The 22,537-nt window shown below is 37.6% G+C and carries 14 protein-coding genes; 9 read left to right on the top strand and 5 right to left on the bottom strand.

Annotated features, from left to right (window positions below):
• Positions 1-2: 2 nt before the first annotated feature.
• From HZR84_07035 to porV, 4 genes are all read left to right on the top strand, one after another.
• Complete coding sequence (locus HZR84_07035) at positions 3-710, top strand: CDP-alcohol phosphatidyltransferase family protein (GenBank protein QNL21700.1); 708 nt, start codon at positions 3-5, stop codon at positions 708-710.
• Positions 700-951 (top strand): phosphoribosylformylglycinamidine synthase subunit PurS, encoded by a 252-nt coding sequence (gene purS, locus HZR84_07030; GenBank protein ID QNL21699.1) that lies wholly within the window; start codon positions 700-702, stop codon positions 949-951. Before HZR84_07035 ends, purS begins: the two co-directional genes overlap by 11 nt.
• Positions 952-1,094: 143 nt before the next feature.
• Positions 1,095-4,877, top strand: coding sequence for a type IX secretion system sortase PorU (gene porU / locus HZR84_07025; GenBank protein ID QNL21698.1), 3,783 nt, complete (start codon positions 1,095-1,097; stop codon positions 4,875-4,877).
• Between the two features lie 34 nt (positions 4,878-4,911).
• Positions 4,912-6,048 carry a type IX secretion system outer membrane channel protein PorV gene (gene porV / locus HZR84_07020; protein QNL21697.1) on the top strand — a complete coding sequence of 379 codons (1,137 nt, stop codon included), beginning with the start codon at positions 4,912-4,914 and terminating at the stop codon, positions 6,046-6,048.
• A 10-nt stretch (positions 6,049-6,058) separates the two neighbouring features.
• Here the strand turns inward: porV and HZR84_07015 are convergent, their stop codons facing one another.
• Genes HZR84_07015 through HZR84_07005 form a run of 3 tightly spaced genes read right to left on the bottom strand, consistent with a single transcriptional unit; the run spans position 6,059 to position 12,550 of the window.
• Complete coding sequence (locus tag HZR84_07015) at positions 6,059-6,661, bottom strand: lipoprotein signal peptidase (GenBank protein ID QNL21696.1); 603 nt, start codon at positions 6,659-6,661, stop codon at positions 6,059-6,061.
• Positions 6,658-10,038: an isoleucine--tRNA ligase gene (locus HZR84_07010; protein ID QNL21695.1), complete on the bottom strand. Its 3,381-nt coding sequence runs from the start codon at positions 10,036-10,038 to the stop codon at positions 6,658-6,660. Before HZR84_07010 ends, HZR84_07015 begins: the two co-directional genes overlap by 4 nt.
• 58 nt (positions 10,039-10,096) lie before the next feature.
• Positions 10,097-12,550 (bottom strand): MMPL family transporter, encoded by a 2,454-nt coding sequence (locus tag HZR84_07005; protein ID QNL21694.1) that lies wholly within the window; start codon positions 12,548-12,550, stop codon positions 10,097-10,099.
• A 173-nt stretch (positions 12,551-12,723) separates the two neighbouring features.
• On the opposite strand from HZR84_07005, the gene HZR84_07000 reads away from it, so the two are divergent.
• From HZR84_07000 to HZR84_06985, 4 genes are all read left to right on the top strand, one after another.
• Complete coding sequence (locus HZR84_07000; GenBank protein QNL21693.1) at positions 12,724-14,652, top strand: CBS domain-containing protein; 1,929 nt, start codon at positions 12,724-12,726, stop codon at positions 14,650-14,652.
• Positions 14,653-14,779: 127 nt separating this feature from the next.
• On the top strand, positions 14,780-16,024 hold the full coding sequence (locus tag HZR84_06995; GenBank protein ID QNL21692.1) for a hypothetical protein: 1,245 nt from the start codon (positions 14,780-14,782) through the stop codon (positions 16,022-16,024).
• A gap of 44 nt (positions 16,025-16,068) precedes the next feature.
• Positions 16,069-17,094, top strand: coding sequence for a histidine kinase (locus HZR84_06990; protein QNL21691.1), 1,026 nt, complete (start codon positions 16,069-16,071; stop codon positions 17,092-17,094).
• Positions 17,091-17,858 carry a response regulator transcription factor gene (locus HZR84_06985; protein ID QNL21690.1) on the top strand — a complete coding sequence of 256 codons (768 nt, stop codon included), beginning with the start codon at positions 17,091-17,093 and terminating at the stop codon, positions 17,856-17,858. Before HZR84_06990 ends, HZR84_06985 begins: the two co-directional genes overlap by 4 nt.
• On the opposite strand, the gene HZR84_06980 is transcribed toward HZR84_06985, so the two are convergent.
• Positions 17,855-18,667, bottom strand: a complete 813-nt coding sequence (locus HZR84_06980; GenBank protein ID QNL21689.1) for a hypothetical protein — start codon at positions 18,665-18,667, stop codon at positions 17,855-17,857. The genes HZR84_06985 and HZR84_06980 overlap by 4 nt on opposite strands.
• Positions 18,668-18,839: 172 nt before the next feature.
• Here HZR84_06980 and HZR84_06975 point away from each other — a divergent pair, with 172 nt between their 5' ends.
• Positions 18,840-19,331: a hypothetical protein gene (locus HZR84_06975; protein QNL21688.1), complete on the top strand. Its 492-nt coding sequence runs from the start codon at positions 18,840-18,842 to the stop codon at positions 19,329-19,331.
• Here HZR84_06975 and HZR84_06970 read toward each other — a convergent pair.
• On the bottom strand, positions 19,328-22,462 hold the full coding sequence (locus HZR84_06970) for an AsmA family protein (GenBank protein ID QNL21687.1): 3,135 nt from the start codon (positions 22,460-22,462) through the stop codon (positions 19,328-19,330). The two genes, HZR84_06975 and HZR84_06970, sit on opposite strands and share 4 nt — an antisense overlap.
• Positions 22,463-22,537: the final 75 nt, after the last annotated feature.

Raw genomic sequence — 22,537 nt, 5'->3', positions numbered from 1 at the left:
AATTGGCCATACCATCAGCATTTACACTTGGAAATCTCTTCTCCGGATTTGTGGGAATTGCTTTTGCCTTCAAGGGTGAATTTCAGATTTCGTTCTTGCTAATTCTCTTGGCTGCCTTTTTGGATTTTTGGGATGGATTGCTGGCGAGAAAACTAAAAGTGGATGGCGAACTTGGCAAACAGTTGGATTCCCTTGCAGATGCCGTGACCTTTGGCGCTTTGCCTGCCTTGTTGATTTATTTAGTTATGCTAAAAGGCGGCATTTACCTGGATGTATTAAAGCCTTTTTCAAATGTTTTGCCTTATTTCTCAGGGCTGATACTTCTATCATCTGTTTGGAGACTCGCAAAATTCAATACCGATTCCGAACAAAGTACTTACTTCAAAGGCCTTGCAACACCGGCAAGTGCTATTTTAATCGGAGCCATTGCCAATAGCTTTTATTATAAAGGTTTTTATTATCCGATCTTCTGGTTTAATGAAGTCAGCTTAATATTTGTTCTTCTGCTTTCCTGGTTTTTAAATGCCAAAATGCGATTGTTGAGCTTCAAATTTGCAGAATACTCTCTTGCAGCAAATAAATCTCGCTATCTTCTTATTCTTTTGAGTCTCATATCTGTGTTTTTTTATAGTTTTGAGGCCATTCCGATTATAGTTATTCTTTATATCGGAGTTTCTTTTATTCATTTCAAAACGAACCATGAAATTTAAAGCAGAAGTTCATGTCATGCCAAAAAAGGAAATACTCGATCCTCAGGGAAAAGCGGTAATGTTGGGATTGCAAAACCTTGGTATACAAAACATTAATGATGTACGCGTCGGCAGACATATTGACCTTGAAGTAGAAGCTGCCAACAGGGAAGAGGCCGAATCAAAAGTAGAGCAGGCTTGTAAAAAGCTATTGGCAAATGTCATTATGGAGACCTACAGCTACTCTATTTCAGAAAATTAGTTTTCTAAATGCAATAAAAACACTCTTTTAATTGTTATGTTAACCAAAATGAGTGTATTGTAGAGAGTTCCACCGAATTCATGAATGCTGTAAAATCAACGTTGTTATTATTTTTTTTAGTTCTGTTTACATCGGCAAACCTATTGGCTGAATTTACGGTACTGAATTGGACAATTGAAAAGTCTCAGGGTTTTGAAGATCGTTTGATTTTTGAAGGCGCTATTTTCAGTCCTGAAAAGCAACTTCCTGTCTTTATTAAGAAATACCATTCAAAAATTATTGATGAAGCCTATCTGCAAAATCAGGTATTTGTGGCTTTAAGTGATGCTGAGCTGGAGCTGGTGGATGTTACTTTACTTAGCGATGAAATTGCTTTCACTACAAGTTTGAAAAAATTTGAAGGTAAAATCACCTCTTATATTGAGCTCATTCCAATTAGATTAAATCCGGTCAACGGCAAAGCTGAAAAACTGGTTTCATTCGATATTTCCATTATAGAAGCGGTCGATCACAGTTCGTTAAATTCCTATTCAGAAGCAAGAAAAATTGTCAAAGCGGAAAATTCTGTTCTTTCCACAGGAGAGTGGTATAAACTTGGAATAGTGGAATCTGGTGTCTATTTGTTGAATTACAATTATCTAAGTGGATTGAACAGCATTTTTGCCGGTGCAGACATTAATTCTATCAAATTGTATGGAAATGGAGGTGACATGCTGCCTGAAAGAAATGACGCCCCGCGTAAGGATGATTTGTATGAAAACCCCATGCAGGCGTTTGATCAGAACGGTAACGGCTTATTTGACCAAGGTGATTATTTGCTCTTTTATGGAGATGCCACAGATAAATGGTCTTTGGCCGATGGAGAATTTAAAAGAGAAATTAACATATATGCCGATACCAGTTATTATTTTATTAGCAGTCAGGGAAACAATGCCAATAGAATAGCCATCAGAAATTCATCCGGTGGATCGGCTACGGCGGTCTTAGATAATTTTGATTACAGGATTCAGCATCAATCCGACCTTATAAACCTTGAAAAATCCGGGCGTGAATGGTATGGAGAATTATTTGATTTCACACTTTCTCAAAGCTTTAATTTTACTATTCCCAACTTGATAAAAACCGAAGATATTTGTCTTGAAATAAATACGGTTGCAAGACATACTCCCTCAACTACAAGCTCCGTTTTTAGATACGATATCAATGGCAACCCAATTGGCAATGATGCAATAATTTCAGGTGTTAATACAGGTTATGGACAAAAATTCAATTCCAATACACAAAGAACCTGTCTGAGCCCTCAGAGCATTTCTATGGCTGATAATTTTAATGTGAACATCAGATACGATAAAAACGGAAGTGTTAATGCCAAAGGTTATTTGAATTACATTACTATTGAAGCAAAACGAGCCCTTGAATGGAATGGCAGTAGTATTCCATTCAGAAATAAATTAACCGAACAAGGGGGAACCTTTCAATTCCGAATAAATAATGCTCCCAATGATTTGGAGATTTGGGATGTAACTGATCCTTTGAATCCCATAAGACAATCATTCAATCGAAACGGCAGTCAGGTTAATTTCAAGTTTGATGCCAATCAGGGTGTATTAAATGAATTCATTGCTTTTTCATTGTCCAGTCTTGGAAATCCTGTTTCAGTCAAAGCGGTTAAAAATCAAAATCTGCACGCGCATCAGCCCAAAGAGTTAATAATTATTACCCACCCTATTTTCTTAAGTGAGGCCGAGCGCTTCGCCAATTACAAAAGAGAGGTAATGGGTCTTAGTGTACAGGTAGTGCGTACCGATCACATCTACAATGAGTTTTCAAGTGGAAAACAGGATTTATGCGCTTTAAGGGATTATATGAAAATGTTATTTGACCGAGATCCCAATGCACTTGAAAATGTTTTACTATTTGGCGATGCCTCCTACGATTACAAATACAGAAGTCCTGTAAATACCAATTTTGTTCCTGTTTATGAATCAGACATTTCTCTTCACGATGTAAACAGTCATTCATCGGATGATTATATTGCCTTTTTAGATGATGGGCTTGGAGAGTGGTGCTATAATGTTTCATGTCAAAGAACCCATAAAATGAGCGTGGGTGTTGGCCGCTTTCCTGTTAAATCTCTTGAAGAGGCCAGAATCATTATTGATAAAGTTATTTTTTATGAGAATAAAGCAAACATTTTTGGAGACTGGCTGAATAAATTGACATTCGTCGCTGATGATGATGATTCTAACAGACATATGTTAGATGCGGAAGCGGCTTCAATAGCTGCGGCCAATGCAAATCCAGCAATGGATATCCAGAAAATTTATATCGATGCATATCCCGAAGTCTCTTCTCCATCAGGCGCATTAACAATAGAAGGTAAAAATGCTTTAGACCGGGCCATACAGGATGGAACACTTTTGGTAAATTATTCTGGACATGGCGGCGAAGTTGGTTGGACAGAGGAGCAAATTCTCAGGTTGGATCAGATTTCACAATGGAATAATTATGACAAATTAACATTCTTTTTTACTGCCACTTGTGAGTTTGGGAGATATGACGACCCTGATGTAGTGGCAGGAGGAGAAATGGTACTGCTTGAAAGATCAGGTGGAGCCATAGGAATAATGACGACAACCCGGCCCGTTTATTCAAGTGCTAACCTTTCAATTAACCTGACATTTTTCAACAATGTATTTGACAGAGAAAATGGCCAGGCCCTGAGTCTCGGTGAAATCATCAGGAGGTCAAAAAATGAAAGTGAGCAGATTAACAATAGAAATTTTGCATTGTTGGGAGATCCATCCATGAAATTAAACTATCCTGATAAAAGAGTATTAATTACTGAGATCAATGAAGTTTCACCGGATCTTGAGCAAGACACGCTTAAAGCGCTTTGTCTTGTGGGGATTAAGGGAATTGTAGCGGATCTCGACAGTTCCATACTCAACAACTTTAATGGATTTGTCGATTTAAAAGTATTCGATAAAAAACTGCAATTGACAACCTTGGGTAATGACAATTCCAAATTTCCTTATAGCATTTATAAAAACCTTTTATTTAAAGGGAAGGCCACAGTTAATAATGGAGAATTCAATGTAAATTTTGTAGTACCCAAAGATATTGACTACAGCATCGGACAAGGCAAAATCGGATCTTATGCTTATGACCCTGAAACCGGACTTGATGCCAATGGTCTTGAAACAAGGGTGTTTGTAGGCTCGAGTTGTGATAATATAATTGCGGATAATGATCCGCCTTTGATAAACCTTTACCTCGATGATACCACATTTTCTTCGGGAGATTTAACCTCAGCTTCACCTGAATTAATCGCATTTCTCGAAGATGAAAATGGGATTAATTTTACCGGAACCGGAATTGGACACGATATTACTGCACTTGTAAGCGCCAGTTCAGAGGAGAAAATTATTCTCAATGACTATTATTTATCTGAACTTGACAATTATCAGAAAGGCAGAGTAAATTATCAATTGAAAGATTTACCTGATGGCGAACACAGTCTTACTTTAAAAGCCTGGGATACACACAATAACTCATCTGAAGCCACCGTTCAGTTTGTTGTAGCTTCCAGTGAAACAATGGCTTTAAAAAATGTCATGAATTACCCTAATCCCTTTAGCGAGGTCACATATTTTTCATTTGATCACAATACAGCCGGTGAAGATTTGATATTAGAACTGCGAATATTGGACAGAACGGGTAAACTCATGAAAACTGCGAATATGGAGATTCCGGCGAGTACAACTAAGGTAGATGGTCTGAATTATGAACAACTCCGATGGGATGGTACGAATTCGCAGCAACAAAAATTAAATTCAGGCGTTTATTTTTACGAAATCAAGGTTAAATCCAAAAACCTTGGAACAGAAACTGGCGAAATCAAGCGTTTAGTATATATCAAATAAATTACTTTTATATTTGCAGCTCAATTTTTTAAAGATGTCAAGAAAGATACTAGTAGCAATACTTGGAGTATTTGCATGCAACGTTATTTATGGTCAGGATGATCTGAGAACACTAACAACCTCAGTGCCTTTTTTAACCCTACCTGTTGATGCAAGAGGAGCTGCCATGGGAGATGTGGGTGCAGCAACAAGTCCTGATGCAGCTTCAATGTTTTGGAATCCCGGCAAACTAGCTTTCATCGATGCGGACTATGGTGGTTCTGTGTCTTATACGCCCTGGTTGAGAAACCTGGTGGATGACATGTCCTTATCCTACCTTACGGCATTTGCAAAAATCCGACAGGAAGATGCAATTGGCGTTTCACTTACATTTTTCAATTTAGGCCAAATACAATTTACCGATAATCAGGGGAATGAACTTCAGTTGGTTAATCCAAATGAGTTTAATATCTCAATGGCCTATTCCAGAAAGCTAAGCCGCAAATTGGGTGTGTCATTGGGATTAAAATATATTCACTCCGACCTGACCGGTAGAATTGATGCACAGACCAGTCCAACAGGAACTGACCTGAAACCGGGTAATACTGCAGCAGCAGACCTGGCCATGTTTTATCGAAACGACTATGTGATATTTGGGAATAATACCAATATTGCTTTTGGTGCCAACCTGAGCAATCTGGGTCCGAAAATATCTTATTCGAATAATGATTCAGCAGATTTTATTCCAACAAGTTTGAAATTGGGTACTTCAATTGGAATGGATGCGGATGTTTACAATACTTTTACACTCTCCATCGACTTTAATAAATTACTGGTTCCATCCGATGCAAACTCAGACCGCGGTGTGGTAGGAGGAGCTTTCAGCTCTTTTGGAGATTCACCTGACGGATTTAGCGGAGAATTAAAAGAAATAGCTATTTCACTAGGGCTGGAATACAATTACGATGATAAGTTCTTTGTTCGCACCGGTTATTTCTTTGAAGATGAACTCTATGGCGCGAGGAAATATTTTACCGTGGGTGCCGGTGTGAAATATCAGGTCATTGCTCTTGATCTTGCATACCTAATACCAACTACAAGAAATCATCCATTGGAAAATACACTTCGTCTAACGCTTGGTTTCAATTTTATGAGACCGGATGAGCTTGAATCCGTACAGGACGAGAGTTAGGAAAATCTAATTACAATTCTTTCGAATCTGAATCTTCTTCTTTCTTAAAGAATTTATTCTGAAAAATTAAAATGGCAAGGACTCCACAAAAAATGGAGGCATCGGCAATATTAAAAATTGGCCATAGACTGAAATATTGTCCACCGATAAATGGAATCCAGTCTGGTGCAAAGCCTTCCCAAATATCCAGATAAAACATATCTATGACTTGTCCGTGAAACCAGGGCGTGCTTGCATCTGAAGGGGCATTATTTAATATTACACCGTAAAAAGTACTGTCTATTACATTTCCGATGGCACCACCAAGAATTAATGCTATACAAACCAAAAGACCCCGTTGAGCTGATTTTTTAATTAGCAAAATCAAATAATAAGCAATTCCCCCCATCGCTAATAAGCGAAATAAACTCAATACCAGTTTTCCATAAGACGAGCCCAGTTGAATTCCAAATGCCATTCCGGGATTCAAAGTATAATACAGTTTAAACCAGTCATCAAATACTTTAATCTGGCCCACTGAACCGTAATCCATATTGAAATGCACTAGCATTTTTACCGACTGATCCAGAATAATTATGGCCAGACTGATTAAAAAATATTTTGAATACTTCATTGACTAATACTTAGACTGGTTTTTTCGATTTTAAGCCCTATTGATATTTCATCAATTTCAATTGAATCAGAATCAGCAGGATCTTTATCCAGAACATCCAGCTTCATGGCCTGTGTTTCCCTGGAGATATATTGGTTAAAATTGTTTACCGAATTAATAACAAATTCGTCTTTTGAGGATATTTCCACGACAATTTTGTCCTGAACCTCCAATCCGGAGTCTTTCCTCATATTTTGAATTCGATTAACTATGTCCCGGGCAAATCCCTCACTTTTTAATTCATCGGTAATGGCAATGTCCAAAGCAACGGTCAAACCGCTGTCGTTGGCGACCGACCAACCGGGCACATCGCGGGTCTCGATAAGGATATCACCTTGTTCAAGCTGTATATGTTCTCCATCAACATCGATTGAAAAAACGCCGTATTGTTCGTATTCAGAAATGGCATTCTGATCCATTTTTTGGATATGGGGAACAATTGTTTTCAGTTTTGGGCCGAACTTTTGTCCAAGCTCTCTGAAATTTGCTTTTGCTGTTTTGGTGATTATGGAATGATCATCGAGCAACAATTCTACCTCTTTGACATTGACTTCATTCTTGATCATTTCTGATATCTGCTGAATTTGTTCCTTTGCTTTTTTGTCAAGAACAGGAATCATAATTTTAGATAGAGGCTGTCTGACTTTTATTCTTTCCTTTTTTCTCAAAGAATGAACAAGCGATGAAATTCTTTGGGCATAATCTATTCTCTTTTCCAAATCCAAATCTATCACCATACTGTTGGCTTCCGGAAACTCAGAGAGATGAATGGAATCAAATTTTTCTTTATTACTAACGACATTGAGCTCTCTGTAATAATGCTCCGATATAAATGGGATAACCGGTGAAGACAATTTCAAAATGACTTCAAGACAATTATAAAGCGTTTCATAGGCCGCTTTTTTGTCATTCGTAAACTCTCCTACCCAAAATCGTTTTCGATTTAAACGCACATACCAATTACTCAAATCGTCTATCGTAAAATCCTGAATTAGTCTTGCAGCGCGTGTCGGATCGTAATCTTCATAGGCTTTTTTCACATTACCAATCAATGAATGCAATCTGGAGAGAATCCATCGATCGCTTTCAGGCAGTTTATTGAAAGCAACAGGATCGGATTTATAATTAAAGCCATCAATATTGGCATATAAGGCAAAGAAATTATAAGTATTGTGAAGTGTCCCAAAAAATCTTCGCTGAACTTCTTTAACGCCTTCAATATCAAATTTTAAATTTTCCCATGGCGGAGCATTGCTGATCATATACCAACGGTTACAATCTGCACCATAGGTATTGATTGCATCGAATGGGTCCACTGCATTGCCGAGGCGTTTAGACATCTTATTTCCGTCTTTATCCAGAACCAGGCCATTGGCGATAACATTTTTAAATGCAACCGAGTCAAAAAGCATTACCGCGATGGCATGCAGGGTAAAAAACCAACCACGCGTTTGATCTACACCCTCAGCTATAAAATCTGCCGGATAATTGGCTTTAAATACATCTTCATTTTCAAATGGATAATGCCATTGGGCATATGGCATTGCTCCCGAATCAAACCAAACATCAATTAGATCGGATTCGCGATACATTTTTTGGCCGCTGGGGCTGACCAGGACAATTTTGTCTACAAAAGGGCGGTGAAAATCAAAATTTTCATCCAGTTCACTATCCATAAAACCGGCTTTTACCGATTTAGAAACTTCATTCTTCAGTTCCTCCTTCGAACCAATGCATATGGCCTCGGATTTATCTTCACTTCTCCAAATAGGGAGTGGTGTTCCCCAAAATCTGGATCGGCTTAAATTCCAGTCAACAAGATTTTCAAGCCAATTACCAAATCTTCCCTTACCAGTTGCAGCAGGCTTCCAATTAATACTGTTATTTAATTCTACAAGTCGATCTTTAAAAGCCGTGGTCTTAATAAACCATGAATCCAGCGGATAGTACAAAATCGGCTTATCTGTCCTCCAGCAATGAGGATAGCTGTGTTCGTATTTTTCTACCTTAAAGGCTTTATTTTCTTCTTTGAGTTTAATCGCAATCAGTACATCGGTGGATTTATACTCGGGATTTTCAGCCACGCCTTCATCTTCGTACTCCTGTTTTACATAGCGACCTGCAAAGTCCGATACTTCTTTTACAAATCGACCTTGCTTATCCACTAATGGAATGTCATGCCCGTTTTCATCTTTTACCATCACGGCAGGAACATTATTTTGCTGGGCTACACGGTAGTCATCGGCACCAAAAACAGAAGCCGTATGAACAATACCCGTACCTTCTTCCGTAGAAACAAAATCACCGATAATTACACGGAATGCATTTCTCTCTAAATCTTCATTAGTCACATATGGCATTAATTGCTCATACTTCAGTTCTGAAATCTCTGAACCTTTGAATTCTCCTGCAATTTTCCATGGGATTATTTTATCGCCCTCATCGTAGTCTTCAAGCGAAACTTCAGCACCTTTTGCCTGAAAAAACTTATTAACCAAATCAGCTCCCAGAATTACTGAAGTGGGTTTAAAAGTATAAGGGTTAAAGGTTTTTACTTTGACGTATTTAATATTTTTCCCGACGGCAAGCGCACAGTTGGAAGGGAGTGTCCATGGGGTGGTGGTCCATGCTAATAAGAATACTTCTTCGTCATTCGAATCAAAAATAAATTCTGATTTTTCGCTGCGTTTTAATTTAAATTGGGCAACTATAGAGGTGTCCTTGACCTGTCTGTATGTACCGGGCTGATTTAATTCATGAGAACTTAATCCGGTTCCCGCTTTTGGAGAAAAAGGCTGTATGGTATAGCCTTTGTACAAAAGACCTTTGTCAAATAGTTTTTTAAGTAAATTCCAAAGACTTTCGATGTAGTTGTTTTCAAAAGTTATGTAAGGGTCGTCCATATCAACCCAGTAGCCCATTTTTTCCGTGAGCTCTTCCCATTCACCTTTAAATTTCATTACCGCTTCACGGCAACGCTGATTGTAATCCTCAACGCTTATTTTCTTACCGATATCTTCTTTTGTAATGCCGAGCTCTTTTTCAACCTGTAACTCAACAGGTAGGCCATGAGTATCCCATCCGCCTTTTCTTTTTACCTGATAGCCTTGTAAGGTCTTAAAGCGACAAAAGATGTCTTTGACCGTGCGGGCCATAACATGGTGAATTCCCGGGGTTCCATTTGCAGAGGGCGGGCCCTCATAAAATGTAAAGGATTTCTTGCCTTCTCGCTCTGAGACGGAGCGTTCAAAAATGTTATTCTCCTTCCAGAATTTTAGAATGTTTTTTTCTATTTCCGGAAAGCTAAGCTGTTTATACTCTGTGTATTTACGAGCCATTTGAAATTGCTGGGTTTTTCGGCATGCAAAAGTAGGTAATTTTTGCTTCCCTTAAAGATTATTTACTATCGCTATTCTCTTCTCCTTTAAAAAACTCTTCTTCAGACTTTCTGCCATTGCTTCTTACAGACATTTGACTTAAATCGATCTCCTCATCTTCATGCTCATAGTAAAACTCATCATACATCTCAATGAGCGGATGTGCATCTCTGTTTTTCAGGCCTTTATCAAAAGACATTATCAGAGAAGGCAAAATGATTAAATTGATAAGTAAAGCCACTAACAGCGTAAGCGAAGTAAGAACTCCAAGCGCCACGGTTCCGCCAAAATCAGAAAATGCAAAAATGATAAATCCTGCAAAAAGGACGATTGAGGTGTACATCATGCTCGATCCGGTTTCGAGAAGACTAATAGAAACACATTTTGAAATTCGATTGCCATTGGCCAGTAATTCCTGTCGGTATTTGGCTAAATAGTGAATCGAATCATCCACCGAAATACCAAATGCAATGCTAAATATTAATGCGGTACTTGGTTTTAGATGAATGCCAAAATAGCCCATGATACCCGCTGTGACCAAGAGTGGTATTGTATTTGGAATAATACTGATAAGAATCATTCTGACCGATTGAAAAAGAATGGCCATAATGATGGCGATCAATACAAAGGCAATGATCATACTTTGAAGAAGATTCTGAATCAGGTAACTGTTGCCTTTGATAAAAATCAAGGTGGTGCCGGTAACCATCATTTCGAGATCCGTTCCTTCAAATAATGATTTGGCCTTAGGAATAATTTTTTCATTTATAAGTTCATTCAATCGAATAGAACCCATGTCTTCTATCCTGTAGGATAGTCGCATTTTTTGACCCGCCGAATCAATAAAACTATTGGCAATTTGAGTGCTGTCTTGGGTATTTTTTAAATATCTGTAGAGAAATGCGCGGTCTCTTTTGGAAGGGAGCTGGTAAAAGTCAGGATTTTGATTGTAGAATGCATAGTTGGCTGCTTTTACCACATTTAACATGGATACCGATTTGGAAACATTCGGAATGGAATCTATAAATTCATCAAACTGATCTACAAGTTGCAGATTATTGAGTTTAGTCGTTCCCCTTTTTTTATTGGTATCAACAATGATTTCCAAAGGCATTATTCCTGCAAAATTCTGCTCGAAAAAATGGAGGTCCTTAATTATAGGCGAGTTTTTAGGCAAATCATCCACCATATATGAGATGGCTTCAATTTTGGTAAGTCCGTAAACGGATACAACAATGGTGATCAATGTGCTGATGTAAACCGCCGGACGATATTTATGTACAATCACATCAAATCCTTCGAGCAAGAAACCTACAAATCTAAATTCGAGATGTTTAAGATGCTTTGCAGAGGGCTCGGGTAATAGGGCGAAAGTAGCGGGAATAAGGATAATACTTACCACAAAAGTGGCCATAATGTTAATGGAAGCTACCAATCCAAACTCAGTGAGAATGGCAATATCTGTAGATGTAAGTACACCAAAGCCTATAGCTGTTGTAAAATTGGTTATCAGTGTGACAATTCCAATTTTGCGAATGATCCTGCTCAATGCCAGGAGTTTAATCCCGTGTTTGCTGAATTCCTGGTGATATTTATTGATAAGATAAATGCTGTTTGGGATACCAATTACCACAATGATGGGGGGTAATAGGGCTGTTAAAAGTGTGAGCTTATATCCTAGTAAAACGATCGTACCCATTGTCCAGACTACAATTACTCCAATCAACAACATGGGCACAAGCACTGCGGTAAAGGATCTGAAAAAGAGAAATAATATGGTCGCGCAAACGGCTAAGGAAATATAAAGGAAGAATGAAAATTCTTCTTTTACGCGATTGGAAACCTCAGATCTTACATAGGGAATTCCGGCATAGTGAAGCTCAATACCTGTTTTATCCGTAAACTGATCACCTGCCATTCGAATGTCGGCAATAAGGGGATCGCGCTGTGCTGAATTGACATAATCTTTTTCTAAGGTGATAATAACTAATAATGCACCGTTTTCACTGTTGATTACCTGCCCCTCGTAAAACTTAATATTTCCGGCAATCGCCAATAAACTATCGAGTTCCTCTTGACTGTCGGGAGTTTTTGTAAAAACAGGTAAATATTCAAATTTTTTCTCCGCGGTATTTTTACTCACATTGAGTATAGAAGCGATGGACAATACCTTATCGACACCTTCAATCTGGCTCAGTGCTTTGTCAAGATATTGAAGTTTAATAAACTTATCTTTTTCAAAGATGGATTCGTCTTTTAATCCGATGGCCATGACCGTACCATCTTCGCCAAAGGTTTTTTTAAACTCCCTTAAATAGATCATGTCGGGATCATCGTCGGGAACGATCTGCGCAAAATCGTAAGTTAACTCAATCTTCCTGGCCTGATTGGCCATAAAAATAGTTACAACAAGTATTGATGCCAGTAAGGCATATCGGTACTTAATTATTATATGTGCTAAACTAGTCCACATTCAAGCCAGCAAAACTATTGATTTCTAAGCTATTTGAAGATTTTTCTTTGTAATAAACTGATATCTAAGCCTGAACATTATAATCTGAGAAAGGTTCATGTTTGATTATGTGTCAAAATCATGTTTGAATGAGGTCTTTTTACTTAATTTAAGGAGATTTTAATAAAGAGGATATGGGAGACTTAAACGTAAGGATAGTTTCAAATCAAAAGCAGCTCAATAATTTTACAAAATATCTCTTAAAGGATCTTCAGGCTTTGGAAAAAATGCTTGAAGACAATTGGTTTAATACCAGCCCGATGCATATTGGTGCAGAACAGGAAATGTGTTTGGTGGATGAAAATTATAAACCTTCTCCCAAGTCTCTTGAAGTGCTGAATGATTTGAATGACAAAACATTTACGACTGAATTGGCAAAATTTAACCTTGAAGCCAATATTGATCCCCTTGTTTATGAAAAGGATTGCTTTTCAGTTTTGGAAAATAATCTCAATACACTTCTGAAAAAAGTAAGCGCAGTTGCGGCCAATCATCACAGTGAAGTAGTGCTTACAGGAATTTTACCGACCATCCGAAAATTTGATCTCGACCTGGAAAACCTTACACCACTGGATCGGTACTTTGCATTGGTAAAAGCCATCAACAAATTGAGAGGGAAAATCTACGAATTGAGAATAGCGGGTATAGATGAACTGAATATAAAACACGATTCTGCAATGCTGGAAGCTTGTAACACGAGTTTTCAGGTACACTTGCAAATTGCTCCCGACGATTTTGTCCGCAAATACAATGCCGCTCAGGTATTGATGGCCCCGGTATTGGCCATTGCGAGCAACAGTCCTATGCTTTTTGGAAAACGCCTTTGGAAAGAAACAAGGGTTGCATTATTTCAGCAATCCGTGGACACCCGGGTGACCAGCGAGCATTTACGCGATAGAAGCCCCAGGGTGACTTTTGGTAATCAATGGCTTCAAAATTCCATTATTGAATTGTATAAGGAGGATATCGTTCGGTTCAAGGTAATGTTGATGACTGATGTTGACGAAGATGTTTTTAAAAAAATTGATGAAGGTGTAACACCGGCACTTCGCGCTCTAATGATTCACAATTCAACGGTTTACAGATGGAACCGACCCTGCTATGGGATTAGCCCGAATGGGAAACCTCACCTAAGAATTGAAAACCGCTGTTTGCCTTCCGGGCCTTCTGTCCTTGATGAAGTCGCAAATTCTGCTTTCTGGATTGGATTGATGTCCGTATTTGATCATCATTATCCTGATATCCCAATTCATATGGATTTTGATGATGCAAAATCAAATTTTGTTGCAACAGCGCGTTTGGGTATGGATACGCAATTGCACTGGTTTAAAGATAAAAAATATCCCGTCAGCGAACTGATTCAAAAAGAACTATTGCCTTTGGCAAAAGAGGGTTTGAAAAAGAATAATATAAATCAAGAGGATATAGATCGCTATATGGATGTGATCAATGAAAGAAATGAAAGCCGAAAAACGGGTGCTAGCTGGATGCTGAAATCATTTGCCAAACTCAGCAAAGTGACATCCAAGGAAGAACTTTCCATTGGTCTCACTGCCAGCATATTAAAGAATCAACAGGAAGGCAAACCAATTCACACCTGGGATCTGGCAAGTCTTGAGGATATAGTGTCTTGGCAACATTCAACATTACTCGCAGAAGAATTCATGACGACGGATTTATTTACTATAATAAAGGACGATATTCCGGAAATGGTCACCGAAATTATGGATTGGCAAAAAATTCGGTACATGCCGGTCGAGGACGATAAGGGAAAATTGATAGGACTTATTTCTTCAAGAATGCTGCTTCGTTACTTTAGCAGATTAAACAAAGGCGAATTGAGCGATGGCAAAACTGTAAAGGATTTGATGATTGCCAATCCGATTCACATAAGTCCAGAAACTACGGTCATTGAAGCAATGAATATAATGCAGGATAAAAAAATTGGCTGTTTGCCGGTGGTCAAAAATGACAAATTGATTGGTATTATAACTGAAGAAAACTTCCTGAACATTACCAGCAGCCTTTTAAACAGGTTAGGAAAGGGGAAATCTGTTAAATAATAATTCAGCACAAGCAAATGCTAATTCATTCCCAAAATATCCCGATTCATCAAATATTCCTTTTATATATGAATGTGACTGGCCACCTTTGATATCAGATTGGAGGTCAAATTAATCTAATAATGTCATGTTAAAAAAAGTCTATAGTTTGTTAGCCCTGGTATTTGTGGTCACTGCCGGGGCTTTTGCACAAAGTGATAAAGCCTTTATTTACGGAACAGTTTCAACGATCGATGGGGATAAATATAAAGGACAGATTAGGTGGGGTGATGAAGAAGCCTTGTGGGAAGATGAGTTTAATTCCACAAAAAGAGAAAATCCCTATAATCGCTGGGCCAATAAAGACATGGTCAAAACCATGAAGTTTAACAAAGGCGATGACGAGTGGGAGTTTATGGGTCTTTGGAAAGATAAAAATTGCTGTGATTACCATTGGCAAAATCATCAGTTTGTTTGTCGCTTTGGTGATATAAAAGCTATAGAACCGGTTGGCCGTTCTGAAGTGTCATTAATAATGAAAGACGATTCGAGGTTTAATGTCTCGGGGGGCTCAAATGACATAGGAACGAGTATTTTAGTAATGGATCCGGAACTTGGAGAGGTTAAGATCAGGTGGGAAAGAGTGAATAGAATTGACTTTGAATCAGGCCCACCCAATTTAAAATCAAAATTCGGTGAACCGCTTTATGGAAAAGTAAAAACAATAAGAGGAGAGTTTGAAGGTTTCATTCAATGGGATCATGAAGAATGTCTTAGCATTGATAAACTCGATGGGAATAATAATAATGAAAGATTTTCCATAGAAATGGGTAATATCAGAAAAATTGAACGCTACGGCAGAGGATCCAGAGTCACCTTAAAATCCGGCCGGGAAGTTGATCTGTTCGGAACCAACGATGTGGACGATTCAAACAGAGGCGTGGTTGCCAGAACTCAGGATTTTGGAAAAGTATTGGTAGATTGGAGAGACTTTGAATATGTGGAGTTTCAGGACAAAATCCCAGTGGGATCATTTCTTTCTTATGATGAATTCCCAAAACCAAAAAGGCTAAAAGGCGAAGTTATTACAGTCAAAGGAGAAACATTGAAAGGCCTTATCGTCTTCGATATTGACGAAACTTATGATTATGAAATTCTTGAAGGAGATGACTACAACGTCAAATACTCCATACCCTTCAGAAAAATTGCTTCGATAAAACCTAAGAATTATAATTTTTCAAATATTACTTTGAGAAATGGCAAAGAAGTATTACTGGGAGATTCACAGGATGTTTCGGATAGGAACGATGGCCTGATGATTTTCAAGAGTGAAACAGATGAAGAGCCCGTCTTGATTCCCTGGGAAGGTGTGAAAGAAATTAAATTTCAATAATCACCGTTTTGGGAAATTTTCCAATTTTTAGTACGCCCAATTATATGAACACAAGGAGAGATGCAAGTGCTCTTTCCTGGCTAGGTCTGGCCGTGATCGTAGCGATTTTAGGAGCAGTCGCCTTTCTTGGTTATTTTTCCAAAGTGGAATCGCTTTTAATCACAATTATATTTTGGATAATAAACGTCGTATTCTTCATTTGGGCAGGGAATCGTTTTATTTCGAAGTGGCTGGATAAAAAATTGCCCTGGGATGTTTTTGTTTCCAGACGTTTTTTTATTCAACTGCTTTCTAGTGGAATTTACAGTTTGCTGGTTGTAAATCTAACTTTCTACTTTTTCAGGACTTTGTTCACCAGTTCAGCTCCGGATTTTTCTCAAATGGCCGTGATGAACATTTACGGTCTGCTCTTTGTGTTGCCAGCCATATCCATACATTTTGGGATATACTTTATGACCCAATGGAAAAAGACAAAATTAAAATCTGAACAACTGGAAAAGGAAAATATCAGAACCCAGCTGGAGGTATTAAAAAGTCATATTGACCCACATTTCCTTTTCAATAATTTAAACATTTTATCATCGCTGATAGATGAAGACAAGGATACTGCCAGAAAATTTCTGGATAATTTTGCCGAAGTATATCGCTATGTATTAAAAAACAAGCAAGTAGAATTAGTCAGTCTTGAAGAGGAGCTTGAATTTCTCAACAGCTATGTCTATTTACTTAAGAATCGATTTGGTGAACGCCTGATTTTTCAAAATGATATAATCATTAATACAGAAAATCTTATGATCCCTCCTTTGGCACTGCAAATTGTGGTTGAAAATGTCATTAAACACAATAAGATAGATGGCGAAATGCCTTTAACAATCGAGATGTTTACTGAAAATGAAAAACTGGTCGTTAAAAATAATCTTCAAAAGAAAAATCAAACCGTAAACTCTTCAAAATCCGGATTAAAGAATATAAAAAAGCGATTTGAGTTCCTTTCGGATAAAGAAGTAGATGTATTGAATATAGAATCACATTTTATTGTAAAATTGCCTTTGCTTGAAGTTGAAAAATGAAGGTATTAATCATTGAAGATGAGGAACTAGCGGCAAAAAAATTGAGCAAAATGCTCAGAGAAATTGATGATTCGATTGAGATAATGGAATTATTGAGTTCTGTAAAAGAAGCCTCTTCCTGGTTTGATAAAAACGATTCTCCCGATCTGATATTTACGGATATTCAATTAGGCGACGGATTGAGTTTTGATATTTTCGAGAATCAGGAATTAAAATGTCCTGTAATTTTTACCACCGCCTTTGATCAGTACGCCATTAAAGCCTTTGAGGTTAACAGTATTGATTATCTGCTTAAGCCTGTACAAAAAGAAAAAATAAGAGCTAGTCTGGAGAAATACGAAGCGAAAAAAAGAGCCTGGAATCAGGAAGAAAGTACGCTGGATGTAAAATCGCTATTAGAAGCCATTAGCGAAGCAAAAAATAATTATAAATCACGGTTTTTGGTAAAACTGGGAAATAAAATTCACGCTGTTAAAACGGAAGAAATAGCCTATTTCTATTCTGATAACAAGCTGACATTTCTGGTAAACAAAGAGGGAAATAAGTATCCTATGGATATATCACTGGATGAGATTTTGCAACAGCTCAATCCCGAATTATTCTTTAGGATTAACAGAAAATATATAATACATCTGGATGCAGCATCAGAAATCAAACCCTATTTCAAAGGGAGATTAAAAATTAGCTTAAAACCCGGTATTGATGATGAAATTGTGATCAGTGCTGATAAAACGCCGGCCTTTAAAGCCTGGCTTGATCATTAATAATTGGAAGCAATTAATTCTTCACTTAGAAGCTGCAACATAATTATTCTTGAAGAAGGGTATAAATAGGCTGCTTTTTTTAAAAGTTTGGAAGCCTTTTCAAATTCTCCCTCATTAAAGGCAAGCACTGCGAGATTATAATATTGTAATCCGGCTAAGTTGAAAAGATTGATCTCATTGGTAAAAATTTCTTCCGGATTTTCGCTTGCATTTCCCAATCCTCTTGCCACAAATTCACTTTGACCCTGCGCGTATTCTTCTCTTCGCGATTTGACGTTTTTCATTTTATCTACTACCCCAAAAGCCGCATCCGTCGATTCAATTAAAATAAATTCTCCGTTTTCATTTTCTACTTCAAGGTAAGCGTGAAAGGGCGTTTCATAAATATGAATTTTATAGCCCATTTCGGACAGGAGCAGAGCATAAAAGGCAGTACCGGAAATACAATTGTAATCGCCTTTTTCCAAAAGATCGCTGTAGGATTCATACAATTGATAGCTGTTAAAATATTTTTTTTGAGTGGTTTTGAATATGTATTTGAGTTTTTTCTCAAAATCCATTCGATCCATTTTGGAAGTGTTCAATTCCAATGGGATGCTTTTCAAAAGGAGTGAAAAATCCCTGTATTCATTTAGTCCATTTTTACTTTCTGCGGCTATTAAAAAACTTGAAGGGTCTACTAGCTTATTTTGTTTAAGCTGCTCAAATGTCTTTTTCTCAAAATCTGAATGAAAATCAGATACAGCAAAATACTGAGCGTTCAAGGGGACGCTGATCAGTAAAAAACCGTACATAAGAAATTTAAGCATCTTCCAAAGTTAATTAAATATTACGCAAATATTAATAAAATGGTTACAAAAAGGCGTATAATTGTATAATACTAATATAAAATATAATTATATTAATCAAAAATAGGCTGTATTAATTTTAAGTTTACTTAAAGCATAAAAATCAATACTTAATTAATTCTATTTTTGCCCGATGCAAAAACTACTTTTTCTTCTAATAGGGATTTATTTTTTTTCGTGTAATCCGAGTTCTCAGCTTAGTGCAGAAAAGGAAGAGCACAGCAAATTAGGCGTTAGGGTGATTATAGGTGAAAAGTACAAACCCGGAGATAATGTGGTTTTTATTCTCGAAAATAATTCTGATACACTCCGGTATTTATTGGAGCCTTCCAGATTGCAAATACAAAGAAAAATCGATACACTTTGGTACGACCTGCGGATACAACATTGTGCATGTGGGGCGCCTTGTGCTCCACCTCATTATATTCCAATTAAACCATTCCAACAAATGGACCTCTCCTGGAATCAAAAAGAAAGCTGGTGTGAGGGTGGCTATGAGCCGGGAAATGATAAAAGTGCTTATGTAAGACGCGGCACTTACAGATTTATAATTACTGTAAATGATTCTCCTGAAAAAGAGCAGGCAGACGATGAATTTATTTATGCAGAATTTAAAATCCTCTAAGGGTTTTTGATTATACTATCTGCTTTTTTGTTGGCTTCATTCATGATTTGATTTGCGCGGCGGTTGGCTTCATTTTCAACCTTTCTGGCCTTATCTTCTCCTTCTTTTTTAATTTTCTTGGCGGCTTCCTGAGCAGCTCGTTTTGCAATAGGGTTATTCGCTTTTTTCACCAAAGCATCGGCCTGATCATTGGATTGCTTGCGAATTAAGTTGGCAGAGCGTTTTCCTTCAGCCCTAATTTTGTCAGCATTTCTTTTTGCCTCGGCCAGAATTTTATCTGCCTGTTCTCTGGCTTTGTTTCTGGCATCATCGCTTGCTTTGTTTTTTAAATTTGTAACAGTTGTTTTTGCTACGCTTTTACCGGACCCATCTCCTGAATCCATGCCTAACAACTTCACTTTAGGATCTGATTGTGTACCTGTGACACCGAAGTTTAATGTTACAGGCCCGGAGCCCGATAAGTTTGAACCGGACAACGCATTCAAAGCACTGGCTGCAGCACCTGTGATGGCACTTGCTGAAATATCGGATTTAATGGTATAGTCCAGGGCACCATCCAGACCATAATTTCCACCAATAGTCAGATTATTTCCAGCGGCATTTATTTTAAAAGGTTCAAAAAATATCTTTCCATCACGAATTTCTGCATTAACAAGAAAGTCACTCAGCGGATATTCGTTGGATGCATTCGAATTAAATCCTGCAAATTTTGCTGCACTGTTAAGTTTATTAATGATTTTAAAATCCTTCATTGCTGCATTAAAAATATTCAACAAACCACCGCCGGAGAGGCTTGCGAGGTCGGGATCGTAGTTTTGTAATAAATTTCCTTCAACATGAAAATCAGTATTGACCTTGCCGGTCATATTCTTTGCCATAGGAGCCATTTCCTGAATTGAAGCAAATGCCTCGTATGCTTTTGGTATTTCCAATTCTTCGATGTGAAGGTCAAATGAAAAATAAGGATTTAGAGAATCTTTGGTATCGTATTTTCCGGTAGTCCTGAAGGTACCAGCGAGCATGTTAAATCTTGTTTGATTTAAATTTATCGCCCCATCCTTGATTACAATCTGGCCATTCAAATTGGTAATATCAGATTGCGCATAAAGAATTTTCTCTATGCTGGCGTCAAGTGTAAAATCTATGTTTCTTGGAATGGGTTCTACCACCAGTTCTTCCTCGGTAGAGGCACTTGCTTCTGACCCCAATTCTTCCTCTTCAGACATCCATTCGTTTAAATCAAAGCGCTTTGAATTGAATTTAAGATTTCCGACTAAGGTTTGGTCTTTTAATACATAGCCCAAATAATTATTAAAACTACCTGACATTTGCATGTCACTATTCCCAAGTGTACCATTATAATTTCTAAGAATGGCCTCTTTAGGATTAAATTCAAAATTGGCAGATTTTATCCCCAGGCCCTGAGGCAGGTCTTCACTTTTAAATGCGAGGTTAAAAACACTGATTTTTCCCGATGTGGGTAATTGATCATAGCGTTCGGCATCTATGTCCGACATTTTACCGGAGGTTTTAATATCGGCCTGAATGATACCGGCCAGTTCCATACCGTCCTGTGGAAAGATTTTCATTAGTTTTCCAAGATCAATTTGACCTTTTAAGCCTGTGCTATAGGTATAGTTCTCAAAGTTTTCCAGATGCAAAAATGCTTCAATTGGATTGCCATCAAAGTTCATTTTAAATGTTTTCACATCCAATGAGCTATTGACCAGATCTCCACCTGCGCTTTTAGCATTGGCAATCATTTGTATATTTTCCAAAGGAGCCGGTACTTCTGCGGATTTGATATAGCCATTTTCCAATTTCAAATCGGCATTAACATTAGGCATTGCAGTTTCACTATAAGTCCCACTGATCTTTGCAACCAGCCCAAAAAGCCCCTTCATTTCAAGACCCTCTACCGGGTAAAAAGAAGAAACTTCTGCAAGATTTAAATTGACATTGGCATCAACGTTCATATCAATTACATCAATTCCTTTTGTAGTCGCCGTTATATCTACCGGATTATTTCCTAAATCCATATGAAATTTTTTAAGATCCATTTCTGTGGATTCAAGACTCGAACCCTCTTTTTTAACATTCAGGTCGAGATTTACATTTTTGACAGCAGCAGGTAAGTCAGGATATTGGAACATTCCATCTTTGACCAGAAGCGTTATTCCAAAATCAGGAAGTACCTCTCCCTGTAATTTTCCCTTAACAAATCCATCAAAAGACATGGTCCCGGAAGTTTTCAATGATTCAAAGTCCTTTTTAAAGACAGCGGGAACCAGTGATAAGATATTTTTAAATGTTGTTTCTTTTGAGATAAAAGTAAGGTCGTAATCCTGAAAGTCATCACCAAGTACAATGGAGCCATCAAATCCAAAAACAAATTGATTTAATGCGATACTATTTTCCTTAAAAACATATTTGTTATTATCCAGATCCATATTTAGAATAAGGTCGGCATTGATAGTGTTTCCATTCAGGTAATCCGTCCCCTCCATGCTAAAATCTATAGCCTCAATATTGGTTTTTGTATTAATATCAAAAACGGAAAGCGTAAAATCTCCGGAGCCTTTATGCCTTAAGTTTTTTATGTAAGCACGCATATCTGAAGAATTATCGATGTATCTGATATTAGCATTGGCAATTTCCCAAACATTTATCGAGAAGGCCATTTCTGAACTTTCTTCACTCGCAGGCTCTTCAATGGGTGCTTCTTCATCTGTGGCTTTGGCAATATCGTAATTTGCTCTTCCGTCTTTTAATACCTTAACATAAATATTGGGTTCTATAAGGTAAATGCCATTCAGTTCTATTTTATCTGTCAAAAGACTCATAACATTAATGGCCAGTTCAAATTTTTTGACATCCATAAGAGTGTCACCCTGAAAGGGAGCATTATTGGCAATTCCGAAATCCTCAATGGCTATCGTAAGGCTTGGGAAGTGAGAGAAAAATGAGAGACTGAATTTTGCGGGGTCAAAATAGACTTTCGCATTAACATTTTCCGCGACGGCATCATCAACCGCTTTTCTGATATCATCTTTAAAGATGATCGGTACAGATACCATAATTATGAGAAGAAGAACAATCATACTGAGCAGAACAATCAATACTTTTTTCATTACCAATTAATTTGTTAGGATATTGCAAAGGATTGAATTACTGAAATTCAAATTAAAAATCTCACTAATTGCAAT

This window comes from Hyphobacterium sp. CCMP332 (assembly GCA_014323545.1).
Lineage (GTDB): Bacteria > Bacteroidota > Bacteroidia > Cytophagales > CCMP332 > CCMP332.
The sequence above is the reverse complement of the archived record's forward strand: the minus strand, read 5'-3'. Positions and strand labels throughout refer to the sequence as shown.